A 21,108-nucleotide genomic window follows, 5' to 3' on the forward strand; every position below is an offset into this window, starting at 1 on the left:
GTTGTGGGTTCTCGATAAGTTTTGGATGCATAACGGTTCTCGATACATTTTTATAAAGCCGCTGTCGCTATTTTATAAAATTACTCACTGAGTATTTTGTAGTTTTGGATGTTATTAAGGATTTAGAAATAGTACTAAAGGAATTGAAGTGTAGTTCCTGTGAAATAAGTACTAGAAAAACCATTAACCAATACTGGAAAAATATGAATTGGTATGTTGTATACACCAAGCCCAAGTGGGAGAAAAAAGTGGCTGAGCGTTTGAATGAAATGGGAGTAGTTGCCTATTGTCCTTTGATTGTAAAAATCAGTCAGTGGTCCGATCGAAAAAAAAAGGTAATGGTGCCTTTGTTTAATTCTTATATTTTTGTTCAGGTTTCTGATAAAGACCGTAATCGGGTGTTTGAAGTGCCCGGGGCTATTCGCTATTTGTTTTGGTTGGGAAAACCGGCATTAGTTAAAGATTTTGAAATTGAAGCCATACAGAATTGGCTTTCGGCACCTGAAACATTTGAAATTGCTATAGATACTTGGCGCAAAGGCGATAAAATTGTTTTGGAGTCGGGACCATTTGTAGACCAAGAGGCTATTGTGCAAGAGGTTAAACAAAGTCATTACCTGCTTGTGTTGGAATCTTTGGGTTGTGTGCTTAAAGTGGAAAAAAAGCAATTGTAAAATCTGTTGGTGTGTCTGGTGTTTGTGTAAAGAGGAGATGAATGCCTTGGTTTCAAAAGGTTTTATGGCTTGATGAGTTCTGGGTTTTGGGTTTTCGTTTTTCCTTAGCCCTAAAGGGAACCGAAAATTTAGAAGGTGATTTTGTATCGAGGTTGTATGGAGGCTTTAAAATTTGCTACCAATCGCTTTTCTTGAAAGTAAAAATTAAGGGGTACTAATTTTTCTTTTAGCTCACTTAACTTTTATTTTAAGTGGTGTTCGCTGAATCTTCGATTTGCCTTGATGCAAAAGAAACAAAAATTATTCACGGGTTGATATTGTTTTTTTGTATTCATGAATCTTCGATTTCAAGCCTGAAAATCAAAAGCTTAAAAACTACCTCAAAGTGCCGTTCCGCAGCCCGAGCCGTTCGTCCTTCGTCCTCAACTCGCGGACTGCTGCCACTTTACTTTTTCGTTGTTTTTTTATGCTTTTTATTTAAGGGCGGGGAGAAGAGGGTTACATGAACGTTTATTGGAACTATTACTATTACTACTATTATTTCTGAACAACGATCTTTTCTTTTAGCTCACTTAACTTTTATTATAAGTGGTGTTCGCTGAATCTTCGATTTGCCTTGATGCAAAAGAAACAAAAGATCAAGCCTGAAAATCAAAAGCTTAAAAACTACCTCAAAGTGCCGTTCCACAGCCCGAGGCGTTCGTCCTTCGTCCTCAACTCGCGGACTGCTGCCACTTTACTTTTTCGTTGTTTTTCTATACTTTTTATTTAAGGGCGGGGAGAAGAGGGGGTGCATGAACGTTTATTGGTGTTATTACTATTCTTTTTATACAACGGCTGTCGCTATTTTATTAAAACACTCGAACTGACGGGTTATGGGTTCTCAAGAAGTTTAGGATGCACAACGGTTCTCGATACATTTTTATAAAGTCGCTGTCGCTATTTTATAAAAACACTCGAACTGACGCGTGACGGGTTCTCGATTACTACCCCGTTCGTCACTTCGAGTATTTTGGCTGGAGGAAGTTGTTTATATAAAATATTACATTAGCCAAAATGTATCGAGAAGTTTTGATTACAGATGGTTCTCGATACATTTTTATACAGCGGCTGTCGCTATTTTATAAATCCCGAAGTGTCGGGACGAAGCGTCGGGACGAACTGACGAATTGCTGTTTTTTGACGTTTTTTATTTAAGGGGGGGGTAGGAGTGCTAATTGTATCCTTTTTTTAGTAACTTTTATTTTGTTATATGCAAGAAAAATCATTTTAAAATTTTAAATCGATTTCGTGTTAAAGTGTGAATTTTATAAATAAAACTTTAGATAGTCTTATTATTTACTATAAATTTGCCTTTTAAAATTTGGTGCATGTTCTTAATTGGGACTTGCAACGGCGAAGCCATATTATGTGGTGATTTTTTACTTTAAAATAAAAGAAAATCCAATGTGTATTGTTGGTTTTCAGCATCGATTTTTGTCGGTTGGAGTGGTTTTTGAAAAGAATCGTATTTGGAAATAGAATCGTAGTATTGAAAATGAGTTTTTAGCTCTATTTTCTTCGCTTTTCTTCCACAAAATACTCGAATTGCTTTCTGCTGCTTACAACTAACGGTTGCACAAATAAATTTATATATCTGAATTATGAGAAAAATAATTACTGTTGTTGTCCTTTTTATCGCTTTTTTTCAGTCGACTACTGCGGTGGCGCAAGATTTATTAAAGAGTACGGACTTAAGCACGCTGAAAGTGGATTATTTATCCGATAGCGATATTGCCAAAATAAAAATACAGTTGCAGACCAATAATCTGACTATTGAACAGGCGGAACCAATGGCTTTGTCTAAAGGAATGTCTGCCACTGAATTTGCTAAATTGAAAGAACGTTTAGCGATGTCGGCAACCCCGTCAGCTGTGGTTAAAAAAAATGGGAATGACAGCGATTCTGACGCTTCAGCTACTGATAAAGAGGATGCTTTTGGAAGAAAACAGGAGAAAATAGTTAATACTAAAGTAAAGGATTCGTTGAATGCGCTCGTATTTGGTTCGGAATTATTTGACACCCCTACTTTAAATTTTGAGCCTAATTTGAAATTGGCCACTCCAATGAATTACATTTTGGGACCCGGAGACGAGTTGCAAGTTAGTGTCTATGGGGTACAAGAGTTTAACGCGAGTATTCCAGTGAGTATTGAAGGCAAAGTGACTATTCAATATGTGGGACAAATTGCTGTTTCGGGTATGACTATTGAGGCAGCCACGCAAAAAATACGCGCTGCTATTGCGGGTGTTTACAGTACGGTACGATCCGGACAATCGCAGGTTAGTGTCAACCTCACGCGTATCCGAACGATTCGAGTAACGCTTATCGGAAGCAAGCAGCCCGGAAATTATTCGATATCCTCTTTGGCAACCGTTTATAATGCTTTGTTTTTAGGCGGTGGTCCGAGTAAAAATGGCAGTTACCGAAATATTGAGCTGATCCGAAACAATAAAGTGTTTACTAAAGTAGATATATATGATTTTTTGGTTAATGGGGATCAATCCAGTAATGTAGGTCTAAAGGACAATGATGTTATCCGGATTCCGGCCTACACTCAAAGGGTTACAGTTGAAGGACAGGTGAAACGCCCCGGTATTTTTGAAATGAAAACGGGAGAGACTTTTGAAGACCTTTTGTCTTTTGCGTCAGGATTCAATGAGTTTGCTTATACCGCTTCGGTGAATGTTTTGCAGAAAACGGATCGGGAATTTAAAGTTCGTGATATCAAAGCCAGTGAATATGGTACTTATAAACCGCTTTCAGGAGATGTGTTTCGAGTGACTAAAATATTGAACCGATTTGAAAACCGAATTAAAATTGATGGGGCGGTATTTAGACCGGATACCTATTCTTTTTATGAAGGGATGCGTATTTCTGATTTAGTCCTTAAAGCGGACGGGTTAAAGGAAGATGCCTATACGAACAGAGCCAGAATTATTCGTTTACAATCGGATCTTACCACTGAGATCGTCAACGTCAATTTGGCGAAAGCCTTATCCGGAGACTTGGAAGCGGATGTAGCGCTGAAGAAAGAAGATGTAGTAACTGTCTATTCTATTTTGGACTTTGTAGACGAATTTAAAATAACCATTGACGGAGAAATCAAAAAACCCGGGATTTATGATTATTATGAAAATTTGACCTTAAATGATTTGTTAGTGGAAGCAGGCGGTTTGACCGGTTCGGCCTCTAAAAGAGTCGAGATTGCCCGAATGATTCAATCGGAAGCCATTGATGATTCGAATCCGAATAAAGCGGAATTGTTTAACATTGAAATTTCAGCTACCAATAATGAGCAGGCCAAAAATTTTGCGTTGCGTCCTTTTGATGTTGTGAATATCCGTAAGATGGCGGTGTATGAAAAGCCCGAGATGGTTACCGTAAGCGGAGCCGTGCATTACGCCGGTAAATATGTGTTGGCCGGTAAAAAAGACCGTGTGTATGATGTGATTCAAAGAGCCGGTGGATTGACTTCGGTTGCCAATGTAGAAGGGGTGCGCATCAAAAGACCTATCCAAGCCAAACAAATTGAAGATTTGGAAAATGTGAATTTGAACTTAGGTAAAAAAGACAGCATTCAAAATAAATTAGAGAAAAAATTAAAAGAAGATTTAAAATATGCGACTATTCCAGTGGATTGGAAGTCGATTGTCAAGAATCCAAAAAGTAATACCAATGTGACTTTGTTTCCAGGAGATGAAATTGAAGTTGTTCCTTTTAATGAAGGCGTTAAAGTGACTGGGAATGTATTGTTGACTTCGGAGATTCCGTATGACCGCAGCAAAGGGTTTCGTTATTATCTGAACGCAGCCGGTGGAATTGATGCTAAAGGGTGGAAGAAAAAAGCGTATATCATTTATCCGAATGGAAAAGCGGATGTCGCGAGTTCTTTCCTGTTTATCCGATCGTATCCAAGGGTTGTTCCCGGGTCACAAATCATAGTGCCGGAAAAGCCAGAAGTGAAGAAAATGAGTGCAGGGGAATGGGTAGGGATAGGAAGTGTGATTTCGAGTCTTGCGTTGCTGATTTTGACTGCGTTTAAATAGGTTTTTTGGGTTATAGGTTTTGGGTTTAGGGTTTTTGTTGTCTGTAAAAGGATGAATAGCTTTTAAATAAGAGCAATAAAAAGTTATAAAGATTTAGATGTTTATAATTTGAGTTTGTCGGTGTAAATTTGAGTCATAGGAAATAGCGGTTAAGGAATTATAATTGTTTATTATTATTCTTTTTGAAGAACGATTTTTTCTTTTTTGCTTGATCAAAAAAGAAAAAAAAATATTCACGGGTTGTTACTGTTTTTTTTGTATTCATGAATCTTCGATTTCACAGCCTGAAAATTAAAAACTTAAAAACTACCTCAAAGTGCCGTTCCGCAGCCCGAGCCGTTCGTCCTTCGTCCTCAACTCGCGGACTGCTGCCACTTTACTTTTTCGTTGTTTTCTATACTTTTTATTTAAGGGCGGGGGTAGGAGTGGTGTGAAGAGTGTTTACGGAATTAATTTTATTTTTGAAGAACAATTTTTTCTTTTAGTGTACTTAAGTTTTATTAGAAGTGATGTTTGCTGAATCTTTTCTTTTTTGCTTGATCGAAAAAGAAACAAAAAAATATTCATGGGTTAACTGTATATTTATTGAGGCTATATAGTATTATTGAAGAACAATCTTTTCTTTTTTGCTTGATCAAAAAAGAAACAAAAAAATATTCACGGGTTGTTATTGTTTTTTTGGTATTCATGAATCTTCGATTTCAAGCCTGAAAATAAAAAGCTTAAAAACTACCTCAAAGTGCCGTTCCGCAGCCCGAGCCGTTCGTCCTTCGTCCTCAACTCGCGGACTGCTGCCACTTTACTTTTTCGTTGTTTTTCTATACTTTTTATTTAAGGGCGGGGGTAGGAGTGGTGCGAAGAGCGTTTGATATCCGTTGAACGATGATTGAAAAAACGGTGAATGAAAAATGATGTGCAAAAAACGAAAAATAATTAGCTGTTAGTTATTAAATATAAGTATTGATGGAAGTACAAAATGATGAAATATCGTTAAAAGAACTTATTGAAAAAGGAAGGGAATGGTTTTCTTATTTGCTTTCGCAATGGAAGGTTATTGTTTTGGCGGGGATTGTAGGCGCCGGATTGGGTCTTGCCTATTCTTTTAGTAAAAAACCAGTGTACACGGCCAGCTTGTCTTTTGCTTTGGAAGATGAAAAAGGTGGTGGTGGTATAGGTAGTTTGGCCAGTTCGTTTGGTTTTGATTTAGGTGGCAGTGGAGGTGGTGGAATATTTACCGGCTCTAATTTGACGGAATTGTTCAAGTCCCGTGCGATGGTGGAACAAACCTTGTTGAGTCCCGTTGTTGTTGATGGTAAGGCTATATCCTTGGCGGAGATGTACATTCAGAATAATGGGTGGAGAGATCAATGGAATGACAAACCTAAATTCAAGGCGATTCAGTTTTTACCTGATAATAAGAGAAAGTACTTTACCCGAGTACATGACAGTATTTTAGGGGTGATGTATCAAAATTTGTCTAAAAGCGGATTGGTAGTGGGACAAAAAGATAAGAAAATTGCGATTATTTCTATCGATGTTATTTCTACCAATGAATTGTTTGCCAAGAATTTTACAGAGGCCTTGGTTAAGGAGGTTTCTGATTTTTATGTTACCACTAAAAGTAAAAAGGCACGACTGAACATGGATATACTAGAACGGCAAACGGATTCTATACGAAGAGAATTAAATGGTGCGATTACTGGAGTAGCTGTTGCCAATGACAATACTTTTGGTTTGAACCCTGCGATGAATGTACGACGTGCTCCTTCTGCACGAAGACAGGTGGATGTACAAGCGAATACCGCGATATTAACTGAATTGGTCAAACAAACGGAGTTAGCTAAAGTTACTTTACGTAAAGAAACCCCATTAATTCAGGTGATCGATCAACCGATTTTGCCTTTGCAAAAAGAAAAGTTTGGCAAGGCAAAAGGAATTGTAATGGGAGGATTTTTAATGGGTTTTTTGACGGTGATGGTATTGATCGTTAGAAGATTGTTTACAAAGGTGGTGTCCTTGTAGTTCTATACTATAGAAAAAGAATAAAAAAATATCCAATGAGGGTAAACAATAGTATTATTTCACAAAAAAATATATAATATGAATCTTGAAAATAAAACAATTTTAATAACTGGTGGAACGGGGTCTTTAGGGAAAGCACTAACTTCTCATATTTTTAAAAATTTTCCTGAAATTAAGAAATTGATCATACTTTCTAGGGATGAGCAAAAGCAGTTTCAAATGGCTCAGGAATTTCCGGAAAGCCATTTTCCTCAAATTCGATTCTTTTTGGGAGATGTTAGAGATGAGCAAAGATTGGTACGAGCCTTTCAAGGGGTTGATATTGTGATTCACGCTGCCGCAATGAAACATGTGCATTTAGCTGAATATAATCCTGATGAGTGTATCAAAACTAATATTGGTGGTGCACAAAATGTTATCCATGCTGCTTTGCAAACTAGCGTAAGCAATGTTGTTGCACTTTCAACTGATAAAGCTTGTGCCCCAATTAATTTATACGGTGCGACTAAATTGACTTCGGATAAACTATTTGTAGCTGCTAATAATATAAAAGGAACTAATCCAATTAAGTTTTCAGTAGTACGATACGGTAACGTAATGGGGTCAAACGGTTCTGTTATTCCTTTTTTTATGAAAAAGAAAGCAGAAGGAAAATTACCTATCACGGATGCCACGATGACTCGTTTTAATATATCATTACAAGGAGGTGTAGATTTGGTAATGCATGCTATTGATCAAGCTTGGGGAGGGGAAATATTTATCCCTAAAATACCTTCTTATAGAATTACTGATGTTGCCGAAGCCGTTGCTCCTGAATGTACCTTAGATATTATTGGTATAAGACCTGGTGAAAAAATTCATGAAGAAATGATAACATCATCTGATTCTTATAACACATACGATTTGGGTAGATATTACACTATATTGCCTTCAATTCCACATTTTAATCTTGAGAATTTTATGGTTACTTTTAATGCTGTAAAAGTGCAGGAAGGTTTTACCTATAATTCAGGTACTAATACCGAATGGGAAACGGTTGCAGGTTTAAGGGAATTAATAAAAGAACATGTAGATTCAAATTTTTAATAAATGATTGATAAAGTAATACCCTACGGTCGTCAAAATATTACGCAAGAAGACATTAATGTTGTTGTTGAAGCATTGCAGTCCGATTATTTGACACAAGGTCCTAAAATTTTAGAGTTCGAAAAAGCTTTTGCAGAATATGTAGGAAGTACTTATGCGGTAGCTGTTTCTAATGGAACTGCTGCATTGCATTTATGTGCATTAGCATTAGATGTAAAGGATGGGGACAAAGTGATTACAACACCCATCACTTTTGCGGCATCAGCAAACTGTGTACGTTACTGCGGTGGAGAAGTTGTTTTCTCAGATATTGATCCCGATACGTATCTTTTGGATATTGAAAAAGTAAAAGCATTATTAGAGGCATCTCCAAAAGGAACTTATAAGGGAATTATTCCTGTTGACTTTGCCGGTAGAGCTGTGGATTTAGAAGCGTACAGAAAATTAGCAGATCAATATGGTTTGTGGATTATTGAAGATGCTTGTCATGCTCCAGGTGGTTTTTTTGCTGATTCTAATGCTGAAACTCAGAATTGCGGTAATAGTAATTTTGCCGATATGGCTATTTTTTCTTTTCATCCTGTAAAGCATATTGCTTGTGGTGAAGGTGGGATGGTTACAACAAACAATGAAGTTCTGTATAAAAAGCTTTTGGCGTTACGTACTCATGGAATTACTAAAAGCGAATCGGATTATAGTAATACTGTAGATTTTGCAAATGGTATAGCTACCGAAAGTAGTGTTTATCCAGCGTGGTATATGGAAATGCAAACACTGGGATTCAATTATAGACTGACTGATTTTCAAGCTGCTTTAGGAACAAGTCAATTACAAAGAGCTGATGATGGATTGGTAAAAAGAAGAGCCATTGCAGCAATTTATAATGAAGCCTTTAGAGGGAAGTCTTTTATACAAGGGCAATCGGGTGTTGTTGAGGGTCATGCTTATCATCTTTATGTCATTGAAGTAGAAGATAGATTGGGCTTGTATAGCTATTTGCGAGAAAATAATATTTTCGCTCAAATACATTATATTCCTTGTCATTTGATGCCTTATTATAAACAATTTGGTTGGAAAGAAGGAGATATGCCAAATGCAGAGAAGTATTATAAAAACTGTATCAGTTTGCCAATGTATCCTACATTAACAAATGATGAACAGGAATTTGTTATCAATAAAATTGAAGATTTTTATAGTAACTAATAAAATATATGAATAAACTTATTCTAGGAACAGTTCAGATGGGTTTGGATTATGGAATTAACAACAGTTCAGGAAAAATTTCTTTGGAGGATAGTTGTCTGATTTTGTCCAAAGCCTTTGAGTTAGATATTGATACTTTAGATACAGCTGAAGCTTATGGTAATGCCCATCAAGTGATTGGAAACTTTCACTTATTTAATCCTGAAATTAAATTTAAAGTTATTACAAAAGTTCCGCATGATATAGTTGCTGGAGAAATTGAGCAAAAAATCAGAACTTACATAAATGATTTAAATGTTTATTGTTTAGAAGTTTTGATGTTTCATTCTTTTGATTCATACGAAAATAATAAATCAATTATAGCGATTTTAAAAGATTTAAAGAGTTTAGGGATCATCAAGCACATCGGAGTTTCCGTTTATACAAACAATCAAATAGAGGCTTTGTTGTCGGAAGATGATGTAACTGTTGTTCAAATGCCATTTAATTTATTGGATAATGAGTCAATAAGAGGGGACTTAATAAACAAGATGAAAGCTAAGGGAAAAGTCATTCATACAAGATCTGCTTTTTTACAAGGATTGTTTTTTAAAGAGCAGTTTGAAAATAATAGTATATCTCAAAAATTGTCAAAAGAATTGATTGCTATAAAAAATATTTCTAAAGAGGAGAACACAAGTATTTCCAATTTAGCATTAAGTTATTGTCTAAGCCAAAAAGATATAGATCAAGTCTTAATAGGTGTGGATTCAGTTAATCAGCTTATTGATAATTTAAAAGCAGTTGATTATAAAATGAATCACGTTACGTTACTAAAAATAAATAAACTAAAAGTTGATAACTTAGATTTATTAAATCCATCACTATGGAAATAAAAACAATATTAATTACTCAGGCCAGAACGGGAAGTACCAGATTACCTGGCAAAGTGTTGAAAGAAATTGGAGGACGATCATTACTTCAAATTCATCTGGATAGATTGAAAAAGTGTTCAAAAGTCTCTGAAATAATAGTAGCGACGACAAATAAAGAAGAGGATTCCGAAATCTACAATAAAGCAATAGAATGGGGATTTGTTGCTTCGAGAGGATCAGAATCGGACGTGTTAGATCGGTTTTATCAAGCGGTTAAAGACAAGAAAGCCGACTGGATCGTACGGGTTACCTCTGACTGTCCTCTTATAGATTCGAGTTTAGTGGATAAAGTGATATCCTATGTTCAGGATAATGATAAAGACTATGGGTCAAATGTCTTAATTGAAAATTTCCCTGATGGGCAAGATGTAGAAGTTTTTAAATTTTCGGCATTAGAAACAGCCTGGAAAAATGCCGAATTATTATCAGAACGGGAACATGTTACTCCTTATATAAGAAATAATTCAGATTATAGAGGTGGAGCTTTATTTACGGCTATTAATTATCCTTGTGAAAGTGATTTTTCCAAAATTAGAATGACTGTAGATGAATCTAGTGATTTTGAATTAATAGAAATTTTAGTAAATAAATTAGGAGTTAAAAAATCTTGGGTGGAGTATACTAATTATATTATAGAAAATAATTTGACTAAAATAAATAATCAAATTATTAGAAATGAAGGGTTTTTAAAGTCATTAAAAAACGATAAATAATGGGAACAGGACAAGAATTATATAAAAAAGCTAAATCATTAATTCCGGGAGGTACGATGTTACTTTCTAAGAGACCTGAAATGTTTTTACCGGATCATTGGCCTTCTTATTTTTCTAAGGCCAAAGGCTGTAAAATTTGGGATCTGGATGGTAAAGAATTATTGGATATGTCTATAATGGGCATTGGTACGAACACGCTAGGATATGGTAATGACGAAGTAGATGCGGCGGTACTGGAAACCGTAAAGAGCGGTAACATGAGTACGCTAAGTTGTCCTGAAGAAGTTTATTTGGCAGAAAAATTGATTGAGATGAATCCTTGGGCAGATATGGTTCGATTTGCACGAAGTGGTGGAGAGGCCAATTCGATCGCCATTAGAATAGCACGCGCAGCGTCAGGTAGAGATAAAGTAGCGATATGCGGGTATCACGGGTGGCACGACTGGTATTTGTCTGCCAATCACAATGATGGTGATGATTTGTCAGGACATCTGTTGCCTGGTTTAAGCCCAAAAGGAGTACCAAAGAATTTAAAAGATACCGTTTATCCTTTTAACTACAACAATTATGAAGAATTATTGTCAATTGTTGAGAACAATGATATAGGTGTAATTAAAATGGAAGTGGTTCGCAATTATGGACCAGAAAACAATTTTTTGCAAAAAGTAAGAACATTAGCTACTCAAAAGAATATTGTTTTAATTTTTGATGAATGTACTTCAGGTTTTAGAGAAACTTTTGGTGGTATTTATCAGAAATATGGAGTAGAACCTGACATGGCTATGTATGGAAAGACTATCGGGAATGGTTATGCTTTAACAGCAGTTGTCGGAAAAAGATCTGTTATGGAAGCAGCTCAAACTACATTTATTAGTAGTACTTTTTGGACTGAAAGAATTGGTCCAACTGCTGCACTGGCTACTTTAAAGGTTATGGAGCATGTGAAGTCATGGGAAACTATTACCGAAACAGGAAATAAGATGAGACAGGGTTGGCAGCAATTAGCGGATACTTATAATTTAGAAATTTCAATTTCAGGAATCCCTTCTTTGAGTACCTATAGTTTTAACAGTCCTGATGCTTTGGCCTACAAAACATTGATTGCGCAAGAAATGTTAAAAAAAGGATTTTTAGCAAGTACCAATTTCTATGCTTCAACCGCTCACAATGATGAAAATCTTGATTTATATTTTAACGCATTGGAGGATGTGTATAAAAGTATAAGCGAATGCAATACTGGGAAATTAAAGATTGAGAATTTACTAGAAGGCCCAATTTGTCATGGTGGATTTAAAAGATTAAATTGAAGATTGAATGCAGCAGTATTTATATTTATTAAACAATTGTTGTACTAAGTTATTAATCCTTTTCATTTATAGGGATATTAACATATTTGTGATCTGAAGAAAAAAGCTAAATTTTTTATGATGATAATAAATGATCCAAATTGTTTTGAAGTTGTATTTTATATCTAGATAATTAAATTTATTTTTAGATAAATAGGAATGTGAGTTATCAAGTTACTGGAAGATTGAAAAAAGTGGAAGCAAAAAAAATTATTTTCAGAGTAGATGGATCCAAAAATATAGGTTTGGGTCATTTAATACGTTGTATGGCTCTAGCTTTTATGTTGAAAGATGATTTCAAAATTATTTTTGTTTGTAAAGAGGCTCCTGAAAATATTGTAAAGGAATTAATCTCATCAGGATTTTTGTTTATAAAAATCAATACTGAAGTTGAATTTTTTAACATAATTAACGGTACATATATTGTAGTGCTTGATCACTACGGGCTGGACACAAGTTACCAAAAAAAAATAAAAAAAATTGGCTGTAAATTGGTTTGTATTGATGATTTACATGACAAGGAATTCCATGCTGATTTAATAATTAATCATGCGCCTGGTGTTAAAGCGGATGATTATGATGCTAAGCAATACACTCAATTTGCCTTAGGGTTTGAATATGCTTTACTAAGACCAGTATTCCTGCAAGCTGCAAAACAAGAAAGGATAATTAAAAAGCTAGAAACCGTTTTTATTTGTTTTGGAGGTTCAGATGTTAAAAATCTCACAGTGCTAGCTCTAAATATTTTGCAGCATATTGATCAATTTGAAAAAATAATTGTCGTTGTTGGAATTGTTTACGAAAATATAGAAGAATTAAAATTACTGATTGGAGAAAACCCAAAAATTCATTTATATCATGCAATAGATGAAAAGACTATGCTAGCACTTTTGACAATGTCAGATATAGCAATTGTACCTTCAAGCGGTATTCTCCTGGAAGCAATAAGTGCTGGTTGTGTTATAGTATCAGGCATGTATGTAGATAATCAAAAGTTTATTTACCAAGCATACAAAAATGAAATGTGTTTTCATGATGCTGGTAGTTTTGAACCTTTGAACTTACAAAAAGCGATAACTGAGTCTTTTCAAAATTTCAAAAATATGAAGAAGTTTTTTGACGGAAATTCTGGAGAAAGATTATTGAACGTTTTCAATTATTTATGATATGATCGACAAATTTAAAATTCGCTATGCTTCAGTTGAAGATTCGAAAATCTTATTTGACTGGGCTAATGATGCAGACGTCAGGGAAAATGCATTCAATACTGAAAAAATAAAATGGGAAAATCATCAGGAATGGTTTCGAAGTAAAATGGAATGCTCTAAAACTATTGTATTTATTTTAGAAATGGATAGTATACCTGTTGGACAAGTAAGATTTGATTATGATACTGTAAATAAATATTGGTTATTAGATTATTCAATAGACAAGAAACAAAGAGGATTAGGATTGGGTTCATTACTAATTAATTATAGTATTAAAAAAGTGAAAGGTGACATTAGAGCCTTTGTGAAAACAGAAAACATTTCATCATGTAAGGTATTTGAAAAGAATAATTTTTTTATCAAAACCAATATTGAGGGTATAATTGAATATCGTTTTGAAAGTAAATAATTTAAATGTAGAAATATTAATAGTTTTATTTAAAAAGAGGAATTAAGGAATGAATAATTATTTAGAAACATTTACCGTTGATAATTCAATCTTTGGGGTTAAATTGATGGATAACGAAAATGAAGAGGAAATCAAAATATTCTTCACTTTATTTAATGAATGTTTTGGCGAACGAGCTCATTTAGATAAGGAATGGTATAATTGGTATTATTCCAGTAATCCTAAAGGGGAATGTAATAATTACTTATTATTTGATGTTAATAATGCGATATTGGTTGGGGCCTATGGTTTTGCTAAAATTCAGTACACGATTAATTTAAAATCAAATACAGGAGTTTTAGGAGTCAATGGTATGATAAGTAAAAAGTATGGGAGGCGAGGTCTTTTCTCTAAGTTAATGACTATCGCTTTAAATTACGAGACGAAAACTAATTTAGCATTTTCATTTCCACACGGTTTTAATCTAAGTTCAGTTAAAGGTCACATTAACTGCGGATGGTCGCTAAATGAAAATTTCCATTTTTATGAATTAATATCAAAAACTCCAATTGCTAAAAATAAAAAAATTAAAATCCTGACAATTGATGATTTATCTAAAATTGAATTTGGTTTGTTTAATAAGGAATCAAACTTTTATTTTAATAGAGATAAAGATTTCATCAAATGGAGATTTTTCGAACGACCATCCAAAGAATATATCATTGTTGGAAACTTTGTTTCAGATCAATTAATTAACGGATATATGATTTTAGGAAGATATTTAAATAAAGATCAAAAAATTATAACTCAAATTGTTGATTATAGAGTAGAAAATGCTGAAGTTTTAGAGAATTTAATAAAAACAGCGCTTGTTAATGGAGCTATTATTAATTTATTGATAAGTGAAGTTTCAGAGAATCTCCGCATTTTTAAAAAAATAGGTTTTGAAAAAAAGGAAGAATGTTACAAATTAATGACTTACCCAGATACTATTGATAATATGTATTTTGAGGGGTTATTAGGTGATTTTGATGTTGTGTGAGTAAATTAGCTAAAACGTTTTTAAATACTAATTAATGTATAAATTTTAAACTAATGTTAGAATCATTAAGAAATAAACGAATAATGATTGTAGTTGCTCATCCTGATGATGAATTATTGGGTTTAGGAGCAACATTTAATAAATTAATAAATGAATACAATGTGAAAACACAGGTTGTGATTCTTGGAGAAGGAATTACTTCGCGCGCAGACATTAGAGATGTTAAAGTTTGGGAGCATGAACTTGCAACTCACCGAGAGAACATTAATAATGCTCAGTTAGCTATCGGATATCACGGTACAAGTATTTATGATTTCCCTGATAACCGATTTGATTCGGTTGCTTTATTGGATATAGTAAAGGTTATCGAAAAAGAAAAGAAAATATTTAATCCGGATGTTATTTTTACACATCATGGGGGTGATTTAAATATTGATCATCAAAGGACTTTCGAATCAATCATTACGGCTTGCAGACCGATGCAAGACGAGAATGTCAAAATGATTATAACATTTGAAACTCCTTCAGGTACTGAGTGGAGATCATCAACTGATCCGCGTCATTTTTTACCCAATTTATTTTTTAGTGTATCGGAGAGTAATATAGCAGCTAAGATAAAAGGAATGGAGAGTTATGAGTTTGAACGCCGTAATTATCCTCATCCTCGTTCGCCTGAAGCATTAAAAATTCAGGCTCAAAGATGGGGTGTGGTAATAGGAACTAATTTTGCAGAGGCTTTTTGCCTCGTCAGATCAATAAATTAATTTAATTATGAAAATAGAAAATATAGAGATTAATAATAATTCACCCGTTTTTATTATTGCAGAATTATCTGCAAACCATAATGGTAGTATAGAAACGGCAATTGAAACCATACGAGGAGCCAAAAGAGCTGGTGCAGATTGCATCAAATTACAAACGTATACTGCTGAGACTATTACCATAGACTCAAGAAAGGAAGATTTTTTAATCAAGGGAACCATTTGGGATGGAAAAAATTTGTATGATTTATATAAAGAAGCATATACTCCTTGGGAGTGGCATGAGCAGCTAATGAAAGTAGCCGAGGAAGAAGGCCTAGTTTGTTTTTCTTCACCCTTTGATAAAACTGCAGTTGATTTTTTAGAAACACTTAACGTTCCAGCTTACAAAATTGCTTCGTTCGAGATTACTGATATTCCTTTGATTGAATACGTAGCTTCAAAAGGAAAACCAGTAATATTTTCTACTGGTATTGCTGAGAAAGAAGATATCGAATTGGCTTTAGAGGCCTGTAAGCGAATGGGTAATAATGATATAGCTTTATTAAAATGCACCTCTAGTTATCCTGCTCCAATACAGGAAGCCAATATGTGTATGGTAAAAGATTTGGCCGAACGTTACAATGTAATTAGTGGACTTTCGGATCATACAATCGGAGCGACTGTTCCAATAGTGGCAACTGTTTTTGGTGCAAAAATCATCGAGAAACACTTTATTTTAGATCGTTCCATTGGTGGTCCTGATGCCTCTTTCTCGATGAATGAAGCAGAGTTTACCGAAATGGTCAAAGCAGTCCGGGAAGCGGAAAGTGCTATAGGAAAAGTAGATTATAATCTGACTGAAAAACAAATGAAAGGAAAAGATTTTTCCAGAAGTTTATACGTTGTTGAAGATGTGAAAGATGGTGATACTATAACAGAAAGAAATGTGCGTTCCATAAGGCCTGGATTCGGAATCCATCCAAAATATTTTACTCAGATTGAAGGCAGTACATTTAATCGAGATGTTGAGAAAGGGAGCAGAATGAATCTAGATTATGTAAATAATAAAAAAATATGAAAATAGATAAGTCATTATGCTTATTATATAATTATTTTAATTATTCTGATTATAAAAACAGAGAATATTATGATTTAATTCGGTATGTATTGGATCAAAAAATATATCATTATGGTAATAATTTCAAACATCCACATGAAAGACATGTGTTTGGATATGAAAATGTTAAAATTATAATATTAAGAAAGGGATATGATTTATTTGTTAAGGTAAATTCTATTTTTTCGAAAAAATCTGAGAAAATAAAGATATGGAGTAGTGCGTATTTTGATTTGCCTGAAAAAATAAATAATGAAACATATTACATATCAAGACCACCTTGGAATTATTCTAAAAAAAAAAATGATTTATATAATTATGATTTATACAAAAAAGTAAAAAAAGTACAAGTTAAATTAGATCTCGGAAATGTTAATGAATTAATTCAACAAAGTTTTTTTGAAGAAATAGATAGCTTAAAAGCATACATAAAACAGTATGTTTTAAACGAAGATATCAAAGCTGTTTTTCTTGCAAATGATTTAGGTTTTTTCGATAAATTAATAATCCAAATTTTTAAAGAAATCAATAGACCTTCTTTTTTATTAATTCATGGATTACCTGGAATTTATGGAAGTATTGATAATAATAGAACAGATTATTTAGTTGTTTGGGGTGAAGCTATTAAACAAAATTATATAGATGTTGGTTTAAACCCTAATAAAATTATTGTAAATGGGCATCCAAAATATGATATAAAAACAGATCGTCATTTGAAATTTGAATTTGATGATATTTTAGTTCTGCCAAAATCAATGCCTGGTGCTCCAATGGGAGACCAATATGCATTAAGTGATAGGGGTAATTGCATCTATTATATGTTAAGTATTCAAAATGTATTGAAAAAATTTGGAGTTTCAAAAGTAAGATTTCGTCCTCATCCTAGTGAAGATTCAAAGTGGTATTTAAAATATCTGGATAATGGTTTTTTTATCCGGGATACAGATTCCTTAGATATATCATTAAAAAGAAGTTCTCTTGTTATAGGACCAACTTCTACAGTATTTTTAGAAAGTTTATTTTACGGTACTAATTATGTGGTTTTTGAACCTCGGTTAGAAAATGAAAATGGACTAGATAATTTACCTGTAATTCCACCTTTCAATGGTAATAATCAAAAAGTTCCTTCTGCAAAAACCGATGAAGAACTTTTCGTAATATTAAAAAATAAGCAAAAAGTTGATTTGTCTATTTTGAGTGAATATATTGAATCGAGTTTTAATCCTGATTTAGTTTTGGAAAAAATAAAGTGATTTTATGAATTACAGATTATGAAAATTAAAAACATATTATATTGGTTATTACAGTTGTTTCCCACGGTTTTAGGTGGTAATTTTCTCAGACAATTGGTTTATAAAAAATTTTTTTTGCATGCTAATTTTATAATACCTGAAAAGGTTTTTTTGTTAGGAATAAAGAATATAAGTTTAGGTCATTTTTTCAGGGTCTGTCCTAATTGTAAATTGATGTCATTAGAAAATGGAAAAATAATAATAGGAGATAATTTTTTTGCCAATTATAACATGTTTATTTTAGCTAAATATAAATCAATAACTATTGGTAATGATGTTAGTATCGGACCAGATGTGATGATAATTAATACTAATCATTCCATGGCTAAGCAAACATTAATTAGAGAACAGGAGGAGACTGCTAAAGATATATTAATTGGCAATGATGTTTGGATTGGGGGAAAAGCGATTATTCTTCCTGGTGTAACTATAGGAGACGGGGCAGTTATAGCTGCTGGTGCAGTGGTAACTAAAGATGTTATGCCGTTTACTGTTGTTGGAGGTAACCCCGCAAAGTTTATAAAAGGTAGATAAGATTTATAAATAAATATACTAATATGTTAGATTTCTAAATACAATAACATTAATAAATGGATTCCTTTGAATAAATCTAGTTTTTATATAACAACAAACTCTTTTGGAATTTTATCAGGGTTTCTCTTTATATTGCTTGATGTATGTAGATTTACATCAAATCCTATTTTTTGATAGAGCATATGCCATATTCGTAAACTGGGAAGTTTTCTTTTCATATGCCTATTTAGGTTTTTTGAGGTTGTGTCAAAAATATGCAGTAAAGTATTTTGTTTAGAAGAATTTGCAGAGTGAAATGAGAGTTGATGCTTTTTACTTTTTATTTTAGCTATATTAATAATAAAATCGATTTTTAAAAATGATTTGATAATTCTAATACACTAAAAAAAATTATTCTTATCATTTTCTCTGCTAGTATTATTATACAATAATTGAAAGTATCGTTTTATTCTATTAGAATTGAAGACTATATTTTTCATAGTATTGAAATAATATTTTATCAATTAGTTTTTTGTCAGTAAAACAAGTTATGATTTTGTTGGTTATTTTCTGACAACCCAAGTTATGTCTTTTTGTTCGGTTTTGATTTGTGTTTCTAATTGTATAGAAATATGATTGTCAAATATTACCCTTATTGATTTTTTTTTCGATTATCAACCCAGTAAAATAAGTTAAAACGTTGCAACAATCCTATACAAAAAATTATCTCAAAATCTATCTCTGGCAAGGTGTTTCGCTAGTTTTGAATTTCCTTTCCATGTTTGTGGTAATTCCGTATCTTACTTCGGATCCTATCACTTATGGAATTTATTCTGTATGTATTTCTTTTTCTATATTTCTTTCTTATGCAGATCTGGGATTTATGGGAGCAGGTCAAAAATATGCAGCTGAATATTTTGCAAAAGGAGATAAAGTTGAGGAGGTAAAAGTGATTGGGTTTACTAACTTTATTTTATTAATTTTCCTTTTATTGTTTTCTATAGTTTTTTTTGTTTTAAGTCAGCAACCAGAGTTGTTGGTCAAAGGAATTGAGACTGCCAATCAGGAATATGTGGCTTCCTCATTAATACTAATTTTGGCTATTTTTACTCCTACAACTTTGCTTCAGCGATTGTTGCAAATGATATTTGGTATCCGAATGGAGGATTTCATCGTTCAGCGTGCCAATATTATAGGTAGTGTTTTTAAAATACTATCTGTTTTGTGGTTTTTCAGAGCAGGAAAGTATGATATTGTTGGCTATTTTTTGTTTACGCAAATTATAAATTTCATAGCAGCATTAATCACCTTGCTAATTGCCCGAAAGAGATACAATTATAATTTCAGAGATTTATTTCGTTCCATTTATTTTAATAAAGCGGTATTTGAAAAGACAAAAGGATTGGCTTTTGCCAGTTTGTTTATAACTATTTCATGGATACTGTATTACGAACTAGATTCAATAGCAATAGGTAAATTTTTAGGAGCTAATCAAGTTGCGATTTACGCCATAGGATTAACGGTAATTACTTTTTTCCGAAGCATATTGGGAATTCTTTTTTCTCCTTTCAATGTTCGTTTTAATCATTTTATAGGCATTGGAGATGAAACAGCGTTAAAATCGTTCTATATCCAAATCGTTACTATTTTAGCGCCTGTAGTTGTTTTTCCTATAATCTCGATAGCGATTTTAGCACAACCCATAATACTTACATGGGTAGGGGAAGAATATATTGCCTCTGTAGCAATAATCCAGTTTTTGGTTTTCTGTAACATTTTTGCGTTTTTTACTTATCCAACTAATTTTATGTTAGTTGCCAAAGAAAAACAAAAAACATTGTATTTAGTTAATACTTTAATGCCCTTTGTTTTCTGGAGTGGAATTGCTGTCAGTATTGGAGTATGGGGGGTAAAGTCATTTGCTGTTTTTAAATTGGTAACATTTGTATTGTCTGCAATCATTTTATATAGATTAATGATTAGTTATCTGAAGTTAAATTTAATGAATTCATTAAAAAAGATTTTTGTACCCATGCTTTTGCCTATCTTTTTTTTAATTTCAGTACTTTTTACAATTAGAGATTTTTTGCCAAAAGAAAAGTCGAAAATAAATTTGTTGATTGTTGCTATAGCGGCAGGGTTCTTTATTGTTATTACTTTTATTATTCAGTATTTTTCATCTGAAAATTGGAGAAATCAAGTAAAAAAAATATTAAAACTAAAAATAAATGAAAATTAACATAGGCTGTGGAGGGCAGGTAAAAGAAGGTTTTATAGGGATTGATATTTTACAATTTCCAGGAGTTGATATTGTTCATGATTTGAACGTGTTTCCTTATCCATTTAAAGATGATGAGATAGATGAAATATGGATGGATCAAGTTTTAGAACATCTCTCTGATCCATTAAAAGTAGTAGAGGAATTATATCGAATTTCTAAAAATGATGCTGCTATCACTATTGGGGTTCCCTATTTTAGAAGTTTTTATGCAACAATAGATCCAACGCACAAAAATTTCTTTGGCTTAAATTGGTTTAATTATTTCGACCCCAATCATTATATTTGTCAACGATATAAATATTCGGAAGCCCAATTTAACATAACAAAAATTGAGTTTGACAGAGAATTTATAAAAGCGGGATTTTTTCATAAAAAGTTAGTTTCCTTTGCACAAAAACACCCTATGTTTTACGAATCAAAATTGTCCCATTTATTGCCATTGAACTCATTGACATTTTATTTAAAAGTAATAAAGTAA

The 21,108-nt window shown here is 33.0% G+C and carries 16 protein-coding genes and 1 pseudogene; all 17 read left to right on the plus strand.

The window, feature by feature from the left end; all coding sequences use genetic code 11:
* Window positions 1-203 precede the first annotated feature (203 nt).
* Window positions 204-674: a UpxY family transcription antiterminator gene (locus BMX64_RS14485; RefSeq protein WP_091173929.1), complete on the plus strand. Its 471-nt coding sequence runs from the start codon at window positions 204-206 to the stop codon at window positions 672-674.
* Between the two features lie 1,643 nt (window positions 675-2,317).
* Window positions 2,318-4,762, plus strand: a complete 2,445-nt coding sequence (locus BMX64_RS14490; protein ID WP_091173780.1) for an SLBB domain-containing protein — start codon at window positions 2,318-2,320, stop codon at window positions 4,760-4,762.
* A gap of 963 nt (window positions 4,763-5,725) precedes the next feature.
* Window positions 5,726-6,784, plus strand: coding sequence for a Wzz/FepE/Etk N-terminal domain-containing protein (locus tag BMX64_RS14495; RefSeq protein ID WP_091173783.1), 1,059 nt, complete (start codon window positions 5,726-5,728; stop codon window positions 6,782-6,784).
* Between the two features lie 78 nt (window positions 6,785-6,862).
* Complete coding sequence (pseB, locus tag BMX64_RS14500) at window positions 6,863-7,870, plus strand: UDP-N-acetylglucosamine 4,6-dehydratase (inverting) (RefSeq protein WP_091173786.1); 1,008 nt, start codon at window positions 6,863-6,865, stop codon at window positions 7,868-7,870.
* A 3-nt stretch (window positions 7,871-7,873) separates the two neighbouring features.
* The gene (gene pseC, locus BMX64_RS14505; RefSeq protein WP_091173790.1) at window positions 7,874-9,073 is read left to right on the plus strand and encodes a UDP-4-amino-4,6-dideoxy-N-acetyl-beta-L-altrosamine transaminase; all 1,200 of its coding nucleotides are present in this window, start codon (window positions 7,874-7,876) and stop codon (window positions 9,071-9,073) included.
* Between the two features lie 8 nt (window positions 9,074-9,081).
* Window positions 9,082-9,948: an aldo/keto reductase gene (locus BMX64_RS14510; protein WP_091173794.1), complete on the plus strand. Its 867-nt coding sequence runs from the start codon at window positions 9,082-9,084 to the stop codon at window positions 9,946-9,948.
* A complete protein-coding gene (locus tag BMX64_RS15800) occupies window positions 9,939-10,700 on the plus strand; it encodes a cytidylyltransferase domain-containing protein (RefSeq protein ID WP_208858980.1) in 762 nt (253 codons plus the stop codon). The genes BMX64_RS14510 and BMX64_RS15800 overlap by 10 nt, the downstream gene beginning before the upstream one ends.
* A complete protein-coding gene (locus BMX64_RS15805; RefSeq protein WP_208858981.1) occupies window positions 10,700-12,007 on the plus strand; it encodes an aminotransferase class III-fold pyridoxal phosphate-dependent enzyme in 1,308 nt (435 codons plus the stop codon). The genes BMX64_RS15800 and BMX64_RS15805 overlap by 1 nt, the downstream gene beginning before the upstream one ends.
* Window positions 12,008-12,240: 233 nt before the next feature.
* Window positions 12,241-13,212: a UDP-2,4-diacetamido-2,4,6-trideoxy-beta-L-altropyranose hydrolase gene (gene pseG, locus BMX64_RS14520; protein WP_244273313.1), complete on the plus strand. Its 972-nt coding sequence runs from the start codon at window positions 12,241-12,243 to the stop codon at window positions 13,210-13,212.
* Window position 13,213: 1 nt separating this feature from the next.
* Window positions 13,214-13,663, plus strand: a complete 450-nt coding sequence (locus BMX64_RS14525; protein WP_091173802.1) for a GNAT family N-acetyltransferase — start codon at window positions 13,214-13,216, stop codon at window positions 13,661-13,663.
* A 49-nt stretch (window positions 13,664-13,712) separates the two neighbouring features.
* Window positions 13,713-14,684: a GNAT family protein gene (locus BMX64_RS14530; protein ID WP_091173805.1), complete on the plus strand. Its 972-nt coding sequence runs from the start codon at window positions 13,713-13,715 to the stop codon at window positions 14,682-14,684.
* A 53-nt stretch (window positions 14,685-14,737) separates the two neighbouring features.
* A complete protein-coding gene (locus tag BMX64_RS14535; RefSeq protein ID WP_091173809.1) occupies window positions 14,738-15,448 on the plus strand; it encodes a PIG-L deacetylase family protein in 711 nt (236 codons plus the stop codon).
* 7 nt (window positions 15,449-15,455) lie between these two features.
* Window positions 15,456-16,505 carry a pseudaminic acid synthase gene (pseI, locus tag BMX64_RS14540; protein WP_091173813.1) on the plus strand — a complete coding sequence of 350 codons (1,050 nt, stop codon included), beginning with the start codon at window positions 15,456-15,458 and terminating at the stop codon, window positions 16,503-16,505.
* Complete coding sequence (locus BMX64_RS14545) at window positions 16,502-17,797, plus strand: hypothetical protein (protein WP_091173817.1); 1,296 nt, start codon at window positions 16,502-16,504, stop codon at window positions 17,795-17,797. The genes pseI and BMX64_RS14545 overlap by 4 nt, the downstream gene beginning before the upstream one ends.
* A 405-nt stretch (window positions 17,798-18,202) precedes the next feature.
* Window positions 18,203-18,370: pseudogene (locus BMX64_RS16010) on the plus strand (DapH/DapD/GlmU-related protein); the annotation flags it as partial.
* A gap of 757 nt (window positions 18,371-19,127) precedes the next feature.
* Window positions 19,128-20,588, plus strand: coding sequence for a lipopolysaccharide biosynthesis protein (locus BMX64_RS14555; protein ID WP_244273310.1), 1,461 nt, complete (start codon window positions 19,128-19,130; stop codon window positions 20,586-20,588).
* Window positions 20,578-21,108 carry a class I SAM-dependent methyltransferase gene (locus BMX64_RS14560; RefSeq protein WP_091173832.1) on the plus strand — a complete coding sequence of 177 codons (531 nt, stop codon included), beginning with the start codon at window positions 20,578-20,580 and terminating at the stop codon, window positions 21,106-21,108. Before BMX64_RS14555 ends, BMX64_RS14560 begins: the two co-directional genes overlap by 11 nt.

Source organism: Flavobacterium sinopsychrotolerans (genome assembly GCF_900110375.1).
Classification (GTDB): Bacteria; Bacteroidota; Bacteroidia; order Flavobacteriales; family Flavobacteriaceae; genus Flavobacterium; species Flavobacterium sinopsychrotolerans.

Coding starts and splice junctions, on each gene's coding strand:
- BMX64_RS14485 (WP_091173929.1), top strand. CDS start 204: ATGAATTGGTATGTTGTATACACCAAGCCCAAGTGGGAGAAAAAAGTG.
- BMX64_RS14490 (WP_091173780.1), top strand. CDS start 2,318: ATGAGAAAAATAATTACTGTTGTTGTCCTTTTTATCGCTTTTTTTCAG.
- BMX64_RS14495 (WP_091173783.1), top strand. CDS start 5,726: ATGGAAGTACAAAATGATGAAATATCGTTAAAAGAACTTATTGAAAAA.
- pseB (WP_091173786.1), top strand. CDS start 6,863: ATGAATCTTGAAAATAAAACAATTTTAATAACTGGTGGAACGGGGTCT.
- pseC (WP_091173790.1), top strand. CDS start 7,874: ATGATTGATAAAGTAATACCCTACGGTCGTCAAAATATTACGCAAGAA.
- BMX64_RS14510 (WP_091173794.1), top strand. CDS start 9,082: ATGAATAAACTTATTCTAGGAACAGTTCAGATGGGTTTGGATTATGGA.
- BMX64_RS15800 (WP_208858980.1), top strand. CDS start 9,939: ATGGAAATAAAAACAATATTAATTACTCAGGCCAGAACGGGAAGTACC.
- BMX64_RS15805 (WP_208858981.1), top strand. CDS start 10,700: ATGGGAACAGGACAAGAATTATATAAAAAAGCTAAATCATTAATTCCG.
- BMX64_RS14525 (WP_091173802.1), top strand. CDS start 13,214: ATGATCGACAAATTTAAAATTCGCTATGCTTCAGTTGAAGATTCGAAA.
- BMX64_RS14530 (WP_091173805.1), top strand. CDS start 13,713: ATGAATAATTATTTAGAAACATTTACCGTTGATAATTCAATCTTTGGG.
- BMX64_RS14535 (WP_091173809.1), top strand. CDS start 14,738: ATGTTAGAATCATTAAGAAATAAACGAATAATGATTGTAGTTGCTCAT.
- pseI (WP_091173813.1), top strand. CDS start 15,456: ATGAAAATAGAAAATATAGAGATTAATAATAATTCACCCGTTTTTATT.
- BMX64_RS14545 (WP_091173817.1), top strand. CDS start 16,502: ATGAAAATAGATAAGTCATTATGCTTATTATATAATTATTTTAATTAT.
- BMX64_RS14555 (WP_244273310.1), top strand. CDS start 19,128: ATGTTTGTGGTAATTCCGTATCTTACTTCGGATCCTATCACTTATGGA.
- BMX64_RS14560 (WP_091173832.1), top strand. CDS start 20,578: ATGAAAATTAACATAGGCTGTGGAGGGCAGGTAAAAGAAGGTTTTATA.